15 protein-coding genes are annotated in these 15715 nt (G+C 31.5%); 3 read left to right on the top strand and 12 right to left on the bottom strand.

The genetic code is table 11. From position 1 onward, the window contains the following. Positions 1-83: 83 nt before the first annotated feature. Positions 84-284, bottom strand: a complete 201-nt coding sequence (locus ACI32A_RS02030; protein WP_439753353.1) for a hypothetical protein — start codon at positions 282-284, stop codon at positions 84-86. A gap of 124 nt (positions 285-408) precedes the next feature. Here ACI32A_RS02030 and ACI32A_RS02025 point away from each other — a divergent pair, with 124 nt between their 5' ends. Next, on the top strand, positions 409-1653 hold the full coding sequence (locus tag ACI32A_RS02025) for an ATP-binding protein (protein WP_439753352.1): 1245 nt from the start codon (positions 409-411) through the stop codon (positions 1651-1653). Between the two features lie 19 nt (positions 1654-1672). On the opposite strand, the gene ACI32A_RS02020 is transcribed toward ACI32A_RS02025, so the two are convergent. The 8 genes from ACI32A_RS02020 to ACI32A_RS01985 all read right to left on the bottom strand — a co-directional run bounded on the left by ACI32A_RS02020 (position 1673) and on the right by ACI32A_RS01985 (position 12480). Next, positions 1673-3808 (bottom strand): FAD-dependent oxidoreductase, encoded by a 2136-nt coding sequence (locus tag ACI32A_RS02020; protein ID WP_439753351.1) that lies wholly within the window; start codon positions 3806-3808, stop codon positions 1673-1675. Between the two features lie 54 nt (positions 3809-3862). Next, a complete protein-coding gene (locus ACI32A_RS02015; protein ID WP_439753350.1) occupies positions 3863-4450 on the bottom strand; it encodes a sortase in 588 nt (195 codons plus the stop codon). Continuing rightward, positions 4440-5345: a Cna B-type domain-containing protein gene (locus ACI32A_RS02010; RefSeq protein ID WP_439753349.1), complete on the bottom strand. Its 906-nt coding sequence runs from the start codon at positions 5343-5345 to the stop codon at positions 4440-4442. Before ACI32A_RS02010 ends, ACI32A_RS02015 begins: the two co-directional genes overlap by 11 nt. A 1-nt stretch (position 5346) precedes the next feature. Further along, positions 5347-6159, bottom strand: coding sequence for a class C sortase (locus ACI32A_RS02005; protein WP_439753348.1), 813 nt, complete (start codon positions 6157-6159; stop codon positions 5347-5349). Positions 6160-6229: 70 nt separating this feature from the next. Beyond that, entirely contained in the window at positions 6230-7771 is a 1542-nt protein-coding gene (locus tag ACI32A_RS02000; protein WP_439753347.1) for a SpaH/EbpB family LPXTG-anchored major pilin, read from the bottom strand. A gap of 102 nt (positions 7772-7873) precedes the next feature. Beyond that, positions 7874-11431, bottom strand: coding sequence for a SpaA isopeptide-forming pilin-related protein (locus ACI32A_RS01995; protein ID WP_439753346.1), 3558 nt, complete (start codon positions 11429-11431; stop codon positions 7874-7876). A 15-nt stretch (positions 11432-11446) separates the two neighbouring features. Further along, the gene (lepB, locus tag ACI32A_RS01990; protein ID WP_439753345.1) at positions 11447-12022 is read right to left on the bottom strand and encodes a signal peptidase I; all 576 of its coding nucleotides are present in this window, start codon (positions 12020-12022) and stop codon (positions 11447-11449) included. 2 nt (positions 12023-12024) lie between these two features. Next, entirely contained in the window at positions 12025-12480 is a 456-nt protein-coding gene (locus ACI32A_RS01985) for a hypothetical protein (RefSeq protein ID WP_439753344.1), read from the bottom strand. Between the two features lie 176 nt (positions 12481-12656). Between ACI32A_RS01985 and ACI32A_RS01980 the strand changes: the two genes are divergently transcribed. Continuing rightward, a complete protein-coding gene (locus tag ACI32A_RS01980; protein ID WP_439753343.1) occupies positions 12657-13259 on the top strand; it encodes a TetR/AcrR family transcriptional regulator in 603 nt (200 codons plus the stop codon). A gap of 1 nt (position 13260) precedes the next feature. Next, a complete protein-coding gene (locus tag ACI32A_RS01975) occupies positions 13261-14619 on the top strand; it encodes an MATE family efflux transporter (protein WP_439753341.1) in 1359 nt (452 codons plus the stop codon). A gap of 50 nt (positions 14620-14669) precedes the next feature. Here the strand turns inward: ACI32A_RS01975 and ACI32A_RS01970 are convergent, their stop codons facing one another. The 3 genes from ACI32A_RS01970 to ACI32A_RS01960 form a co-directional block, all read right to left on the bottom strand. Beyond that, a complete protein-coding gene (locus ACI32A_RS01970; RefSeq protein ID WP_439753340.1) occupies positions 14670-14822 on the bottom strand; it encodes a hypothetical protein in 153 nt (50 codons plus the stop codon). A 166-nt stretch (positions 14823-14988) separates the two neighbouring features. After that, positions 14989-15354 carry a BlaI/MecI/CopY family transcriptional regulator gene (locus ACI32A_RS01965; RefSeq protein ID WP_439753339.1) on the bottom strand — a complete coding sequence of 122 codons (366 nt, stop codon included), beginning with the start codon at positions 15352-15354 and terminating at the stop codon, positions 14989-14991. 61 nt (positions 15355-15415) lie between these two features. Beyond that, a complete protein-coding gene (locus tag ACI32A_RS01960; protein WP_439753338.1) occupies positions 15416-15553 on the bottom strand; it encodes a hypothetical protein in 138 nt (45 codons plus the stop codon). Between the last annotated feature and the right edge of the window lie 162 nt (positions 15554-15715).

The following is a 15715-nucleotide window of genomic DNA, read 5'->3' as shown; positions in this document are numbered from 1 at the left end:
CAGTTGATAGTTAGTAAGCTACTATCAACTATAAGCACGACTGCCTGTCGTACAATAAAGAAACGGAAAAATCCGTTTCTTTTTTAGTATCGATTGTGAAATTTGGCTCCATAGCTACTGTCTTTATAATTTCGAATATAAAAATAAAGAACAATGATCGCAAATATAATGCCAGAAAGGATATACAATAGTCTTTCATCGAAATGAAAATATAAATATCCAATAAAACAGGCAATCACAATAAAGGAACCAAATACAATCATGAATATATCTGACTTTTTCATAAATTGCCTCCTTCAAATTCATTATATAACATATATTGAAAGTTGAAAAAATTATTTCGGATTTGCATAATATTATCGTAAAATATGCAGTGTTAATGCAAAAAATACGAAAGTTGGTGATTGTGTGACTCCTAGATTTATAAGTAATCAAATAATTGAAGAAATAAAACATTTTCCGATTCTTTTATTAACCGGTCCTCGTCAAATTGGTAAATCCACTTTATTGTATCATACGATTCTAAATAAAGAATTTGGGTTTTCCTATGTAACGTTGGATGATTCTTTAGAACTGGCACTTGCGAAAAATGATCCAAAAAGTTTTTTGGATATCCATTCTTATCCTCTTATTATTGATGAAGCACAAAGAGCACCTGAATTGTTTCCTGAAATTGAGGCTATTGTGAATCAATCAAGACTGGAAAGAGGAAATAAAGAAAGCAATGGAATGTATATTCTTTCTGGTTCTCAACGAAGTAAACTAGTGAAAGATGCCAAAGAATCTTTATCTGGAAGAGTTTGTATCTTAGATATGAATAATTTATCTTTGAATGAGATTTTAAAAATGAATAATATTCCTTTTTGTGTTGATTTAATCGAAAATTCAAAAAGAGCAAATCGATATACAATAAATGAAACAAAAGCATTTCAATATATCATTCGAGGTTTTTTTCCTGTTTTATATGATGATTTGGATTTAAAAACACACTCTTTTTATTCTTCTTATATTTCAACGTATCTTCAAAAAGATTTAAAAGAAATATTAAATATTTCAGATGAAATGAAATTCATCAATTTTCTAAAGTTACTGGCATCTAATACAGGACAAGAACTTATATATGATAATTATGCGAAACAAGTGGGTGTTGTGACAAATACGATTAAAACATGGATTTCGGTTTTAGTAAAAACAGGTATTATTTATTTAGTTGAGCCATATAATGAAAATTCCATTATGAAAAGAGTAGTCAAAAGACCAAAATTGTATTTTTTTGATACGGGTTTGGCTGCCTATCTTTGTGGAATTGATTCTGCTCAAACTTTACAAAATAGTTTTTTAAAGGGCCGTTTTTTTGAAACTTTTATTTTTAATGAAATACGAAAATCCTATATGAATGATGGTATTTCACAAACAATGTATTATTATCGTGATTTCGATCAAAATGAAGTGGATCTTGTCCTGATTCGTGATGGGAAATTATCTTGTATTGAAATCAAAACAGGTCAGTCTTTTAATGTAAGTGCTACAAAAGGATTCAAAAAATTATCAAACACAAATTTGATTTCTGGGAAAAATGCGATTGTTTGTACATGTGATAAGGTTTCAATTTTGAATGATGGAATTTTATTATTACCTGTTTCTTCCATATAAAAAGGCACGCTGTGCCTTTTTATAGTTTATAAGCTAAATCATACGCTGCCCAGATAACTGTTTTTAGATTTCCTACCTCGTTACAATCTCCTAATAAATAGACTTTCTTGTTTTCCATTTCAATAAAAGCTGGTTCTGGTAATTGATGATTGGCTCTGTTTTTGTTTCGTTTTTGTTGTCGATTGTACATTCGTTTTTGTTCGTTTGTGATTTGTAATGGATTGGAAATATATCCACAAGATGTAATGATGGAATCACATAAAATGATTTTATCGCCTTCTGGTGTAGAAATTGTGGCTCGTTTTCCGTCCCAGGATACAAACATAGATTGAACAAAAACTGGTACGTGATAATAATCCAATAAATCTTTTAGACAACTGGAATTGGCCATACAAAGGTTTTTGACTTTTAATATGTCTTCTTGCATTTCAAGAATAACGGGTTTCTTTCCTTTTAGAGCTAAGTCATACGCAATTTCACATCCAGTTAAGCCTCCTCCAATAATCAAAACATTATTTCCAACTTCTGTTCCTTTCAAATAGTCAATGGCTTCTATTGATTGTTCAATATGAAGATTTTTAGCTTTTGCACCTGTACAAATAATAACTTTTTCTTCGGTTAAACTTTGTATGTCTTGTATTTCTGTATTGAAATGCACTTTAATATCTAAGTTCTGAATTTGTCGGGTGTACCACTTTAATAGTTGTTTGTCTTTTTCTTTAAAAGAAGGAGCACTGGCTGCGATAAATACTCCACCTAATTGATTGGATTTTTCATATATAACTGGATTGTGGCCTCGTTTCTTTAAAATAATGGCAACACACATTCCGCCAATTCCTCCACCCACAATCGCAATATTTTCAGGTTGCTCAGCTTTTTTGAGTTGATATTTCTTTTCACAGAAAGTAACTGGATTTAAGGCACAATGGCCTTGAGTCGCTGCCGATTCCATATCCAGTGCTACACCTTTTTTGGCATCCAAAGCCACTGGTAAACAAACATTATGACATGAAATACAAGGAAGAATATCTTCTTCTCTATTTTCATATATTTTTGTGACTGTTTCTGGATCGGTTAAAAATTGTCGTCCAATTCCTATTCCATCTAATTTTCCTTCACGAATCGCAAAATCAGCAGCATCTGCTTGCATTCTTCCTGCACAAACAACTGGTATATTAACATATGGTTTAATTTCCATAGCTTCATTTAGATTACAGTTTAATGGCATATATACAGGTGGATGTGACCAATACCAGGCGTCATACGTTCCATTATCGGCATTCAACATATCGTATCCAACTTGTTCTAAATACTTAGCAGCTTTAATGCCTTCTTCTAAGTCGCGTCCGACTTCTATATAGGTATGATCTTGCGGAACCGCTCCTTTTTGAAATCCTTTTGTTTTGGAACAAACTGAGAAGCGAATAGAAACAGGATAATCTTTTCCACATGTTTCTTTAATGGCTTCTACGACTTCTTTGGCAAAGCGATATCGATTTTCAAACGATCCTCCGTATTCATCAATTCGATGATTGGTATAACGTGTTGTGAATTCATCCATCAAATATCCTTCATGTACCGCATGAACTTCTACTCCATCTACCCCTGCATCTTTACAATATTTTGCTACTGTGGCATAACCTTGTACAAATTCATGGATTTCTTCTTTTGTCAGGGCACGATGTTCTATCGTATCTAACCAGCGATTGGGATTGTCACTAACAGAAATCAATAGCTTGTCCATATTTAATACTGGCTTACAAATATTTTTCAAGATTTTATTTCCATTGATTTTTTGAAACATGTCATTTGCGGTTAAAGCTCTTCCCCATCCTGCACCAATTTGAAAAAAGACTTTGGTCCCATAGGAATGAATTTCATCCATTAATGGCTTTACATCCTTGAATACTTCTGGATGATCTGGTAACCATTTGGCTTTGAGCATACTACGTAAAGGAATCATACCTGGGATAATCAATCCAATATTATTTTTAGCTCTTTCAATATAGTAATCATGTACTTCATTGCCTCTAAATTTTGTTTCTTGCAGCCAATCAATGATATTGGTTCCTTCCATTGGCTCTAAAACAAATCGATTCTTAATTTCACAGTTTCCAATTGAAAAGGGCGTAAACAAAGATTCATATTTTGTCATGAACTTTCTCCTTTCTTTACTTTTATTGTATTACACAAAAATAAAAAAGTCTTTTCAGACTTTCATACAACGAACAATAACTCTGGAATAACCAGCCCATGTACAAGTAAATAAAGACAAATCCCAGTCTCCACTTTCTAGTTCAACACCTTGATTTGGCATTAATATTTCAATACCTGCGACCTGATATTCAAATTTACGATCTTTCATATCAATAAAAGTAATAGTATCTCCTTGGTTTAGATTTTTAATATTACCAAAATGATAATAACTATTATGAGCACCAATAATGAAATTATTCTTATAACAAGTTCCTGTATATCGACAAGGTGCAATATTTAAATTAGAATCATTACATTCCGATAATACCGGTAATTCTAAATGTAATGCTGGTATTTGAATAATACCTACATAGATATTTCCATTGATTTCTTTTTTAGGTAAATCCATATCTGGATTTAATATATAGTCTTCTATTTCTCCTTGAACCAGTGGTTCATATTCCAAAGAAGGAATAATTTCATTGACAGCTGATTGTGATTGAATACAAGCATTCCAAGTGTGATATAAATTATAAGAACTTAAAAGAAGGGCTATTACGATGCATAATAACCCTATACGAATCCATATCCTACCCTTCATTTTGTCTTCTCCTGATCAATCCAATCACAATAAAGACTAGACCCAACGTGACTAGAACAAGTACAGGCCACCATAACTGTCCAGTAAATGGAATATTTTTATTGGGTACAGAAGGAGTTGTTGTTTTATACGTATTCGTAATTAAATACGTAATTCCTTCTTTGGATACCACTACACTATAGCCATCCAGTTTCTGTTCCACCAGTGTATAATTCGATTTCGTTGAACAGTTCTCCCATATATGCTGCCAGTTGTTTTCTTCACTCAATGTGATGGAATCATAGATTTCTCCATCTTTATACAGCTGTACCATAATTGAAGATGGACGACTCTTTTCATTACCTGCATCTTTCCATACTTTTTGAACTTTAATAGATGTATTCGTATCTTCGATTTCTTCTCCCTTTGGAATCACATTCACATCATAGACCCAGTCATTGTTGATATCATCCAGAGAAGGAAGAAGAATCATACTTGGACTTGTCTGATAGATCATGCCATTGGAAGATACCTTTTCAGAACAAATCAGATACAGTCCCTGATCCAATGAAGGAAATGTTACTACACCATTTACATCTGTTTTTTTAGAAGCAGCTGGAACCATCTGTTCCTGGTCCACATAACCAGCTAAAGTTAAAGCTAAATCATTCCATGCTTCATCGTTTTTTCCGGTAATATTGACATTGAAATCCGAAAAAGAAGAATTGACACTTAATTCTCCATATTCATCAATGGAAGCTACATAATATAGATAGAATGGTACATTTTCATGAGAACAAGATAAAGTCAAAGAAACATCTTGTTCCTTATTTATTTTCCCGGCTGCCTGGATTGTCAAAGGAAAAAACAGACAACATAGAAATAAACCCAATAATAATTTTTTATATTTCTTCACTTTATTTGTCTCCTTTCTTTCTAGGAATCAATAAAACAATAATTAAAATTAATAATAACGGAATAAATAAAACAGGCGCTACAATCATAGAATCAATTTGTGTGGCATCTGCTGTAATACGTGCATACATTGAATCCTCTAAATTCTCAATTCGATGTCCTCGAACCAGTAATCGATGGGTATTGACTCCATAAGGTGTACAAGTAACTAGAGTACATAAATCTTTTCCCTCTTCAATTTGAAGGGAATTGATTTCCTGTGGTTCCACAATTAATATTTGATCCACTTCATATGTTAATACATCATCTAATACACGTAATACAAAAGTATCTCCTACTTCTAGTTGATCCAGTTTTGAAAATAACTTCGCACTCGGTAAACCTCTATGCCCCGATAAAACACAATGCGTACTTTCTCCACCAACTGGTAAAGAAGACCATTCAATATGTCCGATGGCAGTTTGAAGAACTTCGTCTTCAGTTCCATGATATATTGGTAAAGAACAACGAATCTTTGAAATCTCAATATAACCCATAACACCAGTACCCGATACATTTAATTGTTTTTCATATTTTGATTCCGATATATTCTGAATCCCATTTTCAAACAATTCTTTGTTGTATTCAATCGCATCTTGAAGAATTCGATCATGTGTTTCTGCATCTAATTTTGATACTTGTATTGAATAATCCGTTATAGCCTGCGTCTGATGAAATGAATTATAATAATCACTCAACGATGGATACAATAGTAAGGACAGCCCTACAAGAAGTATCAAAACCAACAGGACATTTATGAACTTTGATTTTTTCATGTAAAGTTCTCCTCACCATTGAATCCAGGAAAGGAAAAATCCTTTCCTGATTCATAATAATTCATTGGTTTTAATTCATTCTCTTACGAGTAATTAATAATACAACCGCCACTAATACTAAACCAGCACCAGCTACATAGAATAAAGTTGTACCCATTCCACCTGTTGAAGGTAATTCAGCACCAGCTTTGTTTATAATTCCTTGTGTTTGTTGGTATTGTCCATTATTTGTAGAAGTAGCTGAACTTGAAGTGATTTGTCCATCTTCACCATAAGTAGCATTGATAGTAACTGTTACATCTTCTTTTAATAAGTTATATCCAGCTGGTGCTTCAGTTTCATGTAGATAATAAGTACCTGAATCTAATCCCTGGAATTTTGCAGCACCATTAGAATCTGTTGTGACTTCAGTAATAGTACCCTCTTTGATTGCTGCAGCTACTGCATCATCAACCAATTCAACCCAGTTTACTTCTTTAGATGTTTTGTCACAGAAATAATACAAATTCTTTGAATCAACTGTTTTATACAATACAAATTTAGCACCCGCTAAACGAATTTCTGTTGTTTCATTTACTGTATATTTATCAATTACGATATCAAAATCATATACATATACTACTTTATCAGGTGTTTTACCTTTAGAAGTACTGTCATTTGGATTGTTTGAGTATTCCAAATTTACTGTATTTGTTTCTTTATCTGTTGTTAAAGCACTTTCGTTGATTGTTGCAGAATATGTAATCACGATATCTTTTCCAGCATTTGACTTCTGATTGATAAAGTTATTGAATGTGATTGTAAAAGACTGACCATTTTGAGTCACTTCGAAATCAGTGTATGAAGTTCCACCAATTGTTACAGCTACATTATTATTAAATGTCAAACCTGCTGACATTTTATCATTTACAATATATGTATATGTATCATATCCATCCATTGCAGGAACCTTAGAAGTCAATTTAAATTGAACAACACTACCAACATCTTGTGCTGTACCTTTTCCGTTAGAAGTATCTGCATTAACGATGACTTTATCAATAGATGGTTTATTAGATTTAGGATTTGCTTCAACATTTCCAACAACTCTTAATATAAATTTAGTTGCAACATCATCTTTATTATTTAATGAATCATCTTTATCTTTAATCAAATAATAACCAGCTGCTAATCCTGATATTTCGTATTTACTATTTGTTACTGTACTTGTAGAACCAGCTACAGTTAATGATAAATTGGTACCAACTACTTTTGCGAAAGCATCTAATTCGGTACTATCATCTGAGAATGTAGCTAATTTATCTGCTACGTCTTCAGCTGTAGAACAACTATCATATGGACTGTTTTCTAAAGCTTTTAAAGCTGTTAATGTTTTCTCTCCATTTACGCCTGAACCCCAGGTAACATTTGATAATATTCTATCTGTAACATTACCTTCATTATCTTTTTTTTCTAACAAATCTCCAGTAAAGATTTGATAAGCTTCATATGTATGTCCTTCTGTACTGTTATTAATTGTAATGGAATATGTTGTTTCTTCTGCAAATGCAGGTGTTACATTCATACCTAATACCAGCATAAATGAACATAAGATTCCTAATAATTTTTTCATTCTCTTCATCTTAAATTTTTTACCTTTCTTTTTTATTTCCCTTTCCCATTACAAATTCTCTTTCCTAATCTTAAATCTTATTATTTATATGTTTTCGTTTTCTTAAGAGGGAATATCCTCCTTTCCGTGAATTCTTCTCTTAATAAGAAAATATCCAGCTATCATAATTAATCCTATTCCACTTCCTATATATAACCAGTCTCCAGGTCCACCAGTACTTGGTAATATATGTTGCTCATGATTCACAACTTTTCCATTCCATTCAACACTTTCTCCTGTTGAATCATTCACATAAACTGTTAAAGTATCGTATGAGACAACTACACTATATGTATTTGATGTTGGAGAATATCCATTTGGTGCTTCTGTTTCTAATAAAGTATATGTGTGTCCAGAAGGAATGTTTGTGAATGTAACAATTCCATCCTTGTTCGAAGTAACTATCTGATCAGAAATAAAGATTGAAGTTCCATCTCCTCTACATTTACCACAATTTTTTGTGACGTGTACTAATGTGAATATTGCTCCATTTAATGGGGTCTGTGCTGTAGTTGCATCTACTTTTGTGAATGTTAAATCACATAAATATCCTTTTACTGAAGGTATTGGAAATTCAATTGTCTGATCCGATGACATTGTTACATTTCCATTATCGTCTATGACGTTTTTATATTGTAAAGTTGTTGTATCATTTGTTGGATATATACCATTACTGTCTTCTTCATTTGAATCTTCTTCTGTATCAGTTTTCTCTATAAATTCGTTTCGTTCGTTTTCTAATCGAACTCTATATACTAATTCATAGGTATACCATGTTGTGTTATTACTTGTAGAAGTTGTATATCCAGATTGTTTCAAATTCCATGTGATTTCGTTATTAGAAAAAGATGCTGTATTTTCACCATTTTCGACATATGATCCGTTTAAAGAACCTTCTACTAATTCTGGCGTTTTATTATAGAAACCAATAAATTCTACATATTGATGTGTTTGAGAAGGAATCGGATCACTGGCGACCCAATCCGCAATTGTTGACTGTTCAGTTTGATGTTTGATTTCTGCAAAAATCAGGTTGTATGCATTATTTAATCTATCTGAATCCGTACTATCATAGTAATAACCAGATCCTATTGAATTCCTCAACCAATTTTTATAGGCTTCTGTACTTGATGCCTCTCCTATTTCATAAGTGGTTCCTGTTCGATCTACCACTGAAAATCCATCTGCGTTCTCACTTTGTGTAATATATTTTTGAATTGTTTGCCCTGCAACATCTACACCAATAGAAAAAATTTTAATTTTCAAATTTTCTTTTATAAACGTTGCTTTTTGGCGAGCTCGAATAGCTGCTTCATCGCTATAACTTGTTCCATATGAACAAGGTTTATTTAAAACACGGTCTTTAAAACGTGTTCCATTTGAATCATATGGATCATATCCTGAATAGCCACTACTTATATAAGTAGTCGGAAATCCATCACTTAAGAAAATGATATATTTATTTTTATTGGAAACTCCATTCAACATATCACTCGCCATGGCAAGTCCGGCTTCTATATTTGTGAAACGTGAATGAGAATCACTATATCCAGCTGCATTAATAATACTTCCGGTCTGTGTACGCATTGTATTTTTTAAAGCATTTGCTTCATCTTGCGTTTTACAAGATTGAAGTCCAAATATTTGATGGGCATCTGTATTAAAGGCAACATAACCAATTTTACTAATACCTAATGAATTATTAGCTGCAAATTGATCCAAGAAATTTTCAGCCGAAGTCATAGCTGCCTGATATCGAGTAACACCACCAAAATTAGAATTCATTGTATTGGATATATCCATTACAATCACAATAGCCATATCTGGTTCTTGTATGATTTCATCAATTTTTGTACTTGTTTGAACTTGTAAAGTAATATCAAAAACATTTTCTAAGTCTGTTCCATTTATTGTTTTGCTGACAGAAACAGATCCATCGTCAGATGCATTTGTTCCGCCTTTTTCAACAACTTGAACATCCGAAGGATTGGATGTTGTTTGTGATACTTCATCATTTAAATCATAAGTTGAAACAACGGCACTTCTTACACTTCTTCTTTGTGAGTAAGTCGAATATTGACTATATTCTTCAAAATATCCACTATCTCGCAAAGCCATCCAGTTTGTACCAATCGCTGGTTCTGCAACAACATCAGTATCTTTATTCAATAATTCATTGATTTTATTCTTTAGACTTTCATAAGAAGACTTTGTTAAGTAGCCCTTATCATAGGAAACTTGAACACGTTTTGCGAATTCTTCTAACTGGTCCTTTGAAAGAGTTTCTAATTCTTTTAAGAAATCTTGATACAACTGTTCTTTTTCTTCTTTTGTATAGCTTTTTACCAATTGAATTGTCTTAGTTTGAACAGTTAATCCTTCATCTTTTTCTTCATTAGAGGCATGAACTACTAAAGATACATTTTGTTCTTCTTCAATTTCTTTTACATCTAAAACAATAGAATCTGTAAAAGAAGAAGGAATTGCACTTTCATTTTCTGCTTCAATTAACTTATAAGCTGTTAAAATTTGTTGATTCTCTTCTTTTATAACTTGTGGCTCTTCTAACCAAGTCATTTGATCTAAATCAAAAACAGCTTTGTTTTCATCTACAGGAAGAGTGACTTCAATTTTAATTTTTCCTTCTTTATAGAAACCAGTTACATAAGAATCCACATTTACTTGAATTTCATAATCAATTTCATCTTTTCCTTTTGCGTAAATAGCTTCTTCATCATTTACTTTTACATTTGTAGCATTTAATTCAGAAACAAAGACAGATTCCTGATCCAATATCATTTCTTCATCTAATATCCACAACAAATCATTAAATTTATTGAAATTTGTGACTTTTGATTTTTGATCTTCTGTTAATTGATTATATGCATTTTGGACATTCAAAACCTGATTTTGAATATTTTGAAGATATACATTATAAGCATCTTTATCTTCTTTTTGTGCATCCAACTGATTCTTTATTTCATCACTACTTTCTAAAGAATCAATCATAGAAATCACTTGTTCAATGTCAGTTTCATCAGGATAACATTCTTCTGTGTGTACGTGTTCTTCTTTTGTACAAATAAGTTCTTTGTCTTCTAATATTCTTTCTGTTTTTGTGATACAGTTTTCATCGTGAACATGTTTTTCTAATTCAGGATATTCACAGATTAAATTTCCTTCTTGATCATAACAACTGCTGTTGTGTTTATGTTCAATGATTTCTTGTTGTCCACAAATTAAATGATTCTCACTGTCATAACAACTACTGTCATGGCTATGTTCTTTTATTTCTGGTAAAGGACAAATCAATTCATTGTTTTCGTTGTAACAATCTTCATTATGTTCATGAATAATATAATCAGCGTATCCACAAATTAATTCATTGTCTTGGTTGTAACAGCTTGGAGAATGAACATGAACATGTAAAGAATCATAAGAACAATCAATTGATGTATCAACAATGGTTTCTTGTGTTACTTTATAACAATTATCTGAATGTATATGTTCTTCTTTTCCACAAATAGTTTCTAATGTAATAGCAGGTCGAATGAGCGCAAAAACAGTTGTTAAAGCTACAATACCAGCTAAAACATATTTCAACTGTTTCATATGTTTCATCTTTTTCCTCCTGTTCTATTCAAAATAATAAATATCATTTAAAGGCCAAATCCTGAAAAAGATTTTTCCTATAATTTGTTCCTCGGCTATGCATCCCACACTGGAATTTCTTGAATCCACAGATGTTGATCGATGATCGCCCATACAGAAGTATCTTCCTTCTGGGACTTGATACGGTAATTTAATGTCACAGTCTCCTATGGCTTTGTCTTGTACATAAGGTTCATTTAATTTCTTTCCATCGACATAGACATTTCCATCTTCATCAATATCAATCCATTGTCCAGGTGTAGCAATACATCTTTTGACTAAGATTTTATTTCCATAATAAAACGCAATTAAATCTCCTTGTTCAAAACTAGACCCCTTAATCGAAACTACAATATTTCCTTCTGTTAACGTTGGAGTCATACTCGATCCATAGATTTGTAGAACCGGTAACCACGTAGTCGCAATTAATACCGCAATAGCTGCTACAACAATCAACATATAAATAGTTGATCGAAGAACGGATCTGTATTTTGATTTATATTGAACGCGTTCTAATTCTTTTTTTAATAATTCCACATCGGGTATTTCTACCTTTTTCATATTTATTGATCCTTAATTGGTAAAATCTTTTGAAGTTCATTATATTCTTTATAGAAGTTTTCCAAACGAGAACGAACTTCATTCCAATATGACTCAGCATCTACTTTTGCCTTAGCCCGCATCATATCACATTCAATTTGTGCATCTTTTAACATTTTCTGTGTTTGTTGTTCACATTCCTTCATTTTTTGATCACAAATGGTTTCTTGTCGCTTACTTAAATTCTTAATATTATCTATATATTGTTCACAAGCCGCCTGTGCTGCTTCAAATACACCATTTACCTGTAAAGCCGCTTCGGCAATGGAACCTGCATTATCAATGGAAATCTCTTTTTCCAGTAACTTTGACTTGGCATTGGCTAATTTTTTCTTTGTTGATTCAAGCTCTTCTGATTGCATAATCAACATTTCCAGCAACTCTTTACGCGACAGCTTCTTTAATTCTTGTTCTGTCATATATCCTCCAATACAATCTCTCAAATCAAAGTAATTATACCTCTATGAAATAACAAATGTCTATGCATACAAAGCATTTTTCAAGTAATATACAACCATTTTACTTTATAAATTGACCAAGTGATTTATTTTTGTTAAAGTATTATAGACCATGTGGTCAATTTTTTGAGGATCCTATGAAACGAGAAGAAAAAAATCAAATGACAAAGCGAAAAATTATTGACGGTGCTTTAAATGAATTTTCAAAAGAAGGCTATAAAGGAAGTTCTTTAAATACAATTTGCAGTGAACAATTCATTTCAAAAGGAATTATTTATCACTACTTTAAATCCAAAGACGAATTATATTTATATTGTGTAGAAGAATGTTTTTCTTTATTAACAAATTATTTAAAAACACATGTAATACGCAATGAAAACCCAAACATTGAATTAGAATATTATTTCAAAACTCGTATGCTGTTTTTTAAAGAACATCCAATTTATCAATCTATTTTCTGTGAAGCCGTGATGAATCCACCAAAGAAACTATTAAAAGAAATTGCACAGGCAAAAAAAGAATTTGATGAATTTAATACAGAAATATTAAATTCCATTTTGGATCGAATTCCAATTCGAAATAATATGTCCAGAGAAGATATACTGAATTCATTTAAAGACTTTCAAAACTTTGTGAATGTGTCGTATCCATATTCAAAGGATTCCTTTGACGACCATGAAATAAAATGCCACAAAGCCATTGACATTTTATTGTATGGAATTGTAGAAAGGGGAAATTAATTTGAAAAATACTTCCATTCTAACAAATGAAGAACCATCCAAAGCCATAGTAAAACTTGCCATACCAGCAACGTTAGCTCTATTAGCAAAAGCCATCTATAACATTGTGGATACAGCTTATATTGGTATGTTACATAGTGACATTGCTTTAACTGCTGTAGGTGTTACTGTTCCTTTATTATTGATTATGGTATCCATTGAAAATATATTTGCAGCAGGTGCTGGTGTTTTATGTGGAAGACAATTAGGAGCTAAAGACGATAAAGGAGCTTCTACAACTGTTACAACAATTTTATTGATTTCCATGATTATTGGAATTATCTTATGTGTTTTTGGCATTCTTTTTATTGAACCTGTTATGACATTCTTTGGCGCATCACAAACCTCTTTACCATTAGCTAAAGACTATGCGTTCTGGATGTTTATTGCGGCTTTAGCCAATTTACCCGCCCAAAGTATGAACTGCACTGCCCGTGCTGAATCATCGGTTCGTATTTCTTCAATTGCGGTTATTACAGGTGCTTTTTTAAATATTGTCTTAGATCCATTTTTCATGTTTGATTTTGGATTTGGATTGGGTGTAAAAGGTGCTTCTATGGCTACAACAGTATCTCAGTTTGTAACGTTCTTTATTTTATTGTGGTTCTATCTTACTAAACGATCCATTATTAAAATTGACATTCATAACTTTAAACCAAGTTTTACTTTCATTAAACAAGTAGCAACGATTGGAATACCTACAGCCGTTATTCAAATCTGTTTGTCTGTAGCTTCTTCCTTAACAAACTTAGCCGCTAAACCATTAATGAATGCCGATGAAATCATTGCCGCTTATGGTGTTGTTCAACGACTGATTTTAATTGGATGTTACGTAGTTATGGGATTTATGCAAGGCTATCAGCCCGTAGCTGCTTATAGCTTTGGAGCCAAAGACGAAGATCGTTTTCATCAATGTGTTAATTTTGCTTTAAAAGGATCTTTGTTGTTAACGATTCTTATATCGATTGTATATATACTTTTATCAAAACAATTGATTTTATTATTTAATCGAAATCCAATTATAGTGGATTACGGAAAAAATTTATTAATCAGCCAAGTGATTTTATATATCGCATTTGGTTTGTGTTATATGATGACCATTACGTTCCAAACCATTGGAGCCTCTACTTATGGATTGTTTTTATCTATGATACGACAAGGACTTTTCTATATTCCTTTTATTATCGTATTACCAAAACTCTTTGAAGTTAAAGGAATCTACTTTGCCCAACCCATAGCGGATATTTTAACAATCCTTGTTTGTATACTTTCAATTAAACCCATGAAGTCCATCGCATCAAAACAAATTCATCTTAAGTAAATGGTCAATAGAAAAAGGAATTTTCAAAAACGAAAATTCCTTTTTAATTATTATTTAAAAATCAATATCAACAAAACAACAACAGCCAATAAACCAATTAATATTCTTCCCTTTGAATATTCTACCCAGGATTTATGCGCATCATTGAGATGTTCATTATCTTTATTCAGTTTTTCAATAATTCTTCTTTGTTCATCCGTCATAACAACCTCCAGTCTAGAAAGTTAATACAAAACAGATATTTCATAATCAAATTTTCTTTCCAATAAACTATTTCTATTAACCTCCACTTTGATAACGCTATCTTTATAATTATTATAACTATTATTAATTATTTTATCAATATATAAACAAAAAAAGATAAAATCATTATGATTCTATCTCCTTCAAACGATTCTGAATACATTCTTCTAATTTTTCTAATGTTTCTATACTTGTACTATTTTGAACTAAATACGCTGCTGTACTCAAAATATTCTGTTTTTCATCTCCGAGTAAATAATGAATATATTCTGGTAATGAAACATTAGGTGTAAAAAAACGAGATAATTTTTTACCAGAGTAATCAATGAAATCAACTTTGATAAATTCAGCTTTCATCAATCTTTGAATTAATTGTTGAATAGAATAGATACTTAATTCACTGTATCTTTTCTGGATTTGAGAAGCCGATAATGGATGTTCTTTCCATAAAATATTCATAACTTCTGTTTCTTTTTGTGTTAATACTTTCATTTTGTTCTCCTTTTCATAGTTATATCTATATTATATATTTTTATTTATAATATTAACACAATTATTTACACTTTTTCATCAACAACCATTCTTCTACATCATATAAAGGAATATTTATAATTTGTTTGAATTCTCGATACAAAGACATTGAAAATCTCCATCCCTCCATGTCTTTATTATCATTTAGTACAGTATTCATACTTTTTGATTTTAGATTTAGTTCTGCTTTGACTTCAATAGGATACTTTTAGACTATTTTTACATTTTTCTAGGGGAAAGACAAAAAGTTATACTTCTGTTAATAAAAATGCCATATATAATGGAAGTGTTAATATCTGATCTGTACGGCCAATATTATAGT

The sequence above is a fragment of the Floccifex sp. genome (assembly GCF_051873555.1).
Classification (GTDB): domain Bacteria; phylum Bacillota_I; class Bacilli_A; order Erysipelotrichales; family Erysipelotrichaceae; genus Floccifex.
Note: the sequence above shows the minus strand (reverse complement) of the source record. Positions and strands in the feature narration are given on the sequence as shown.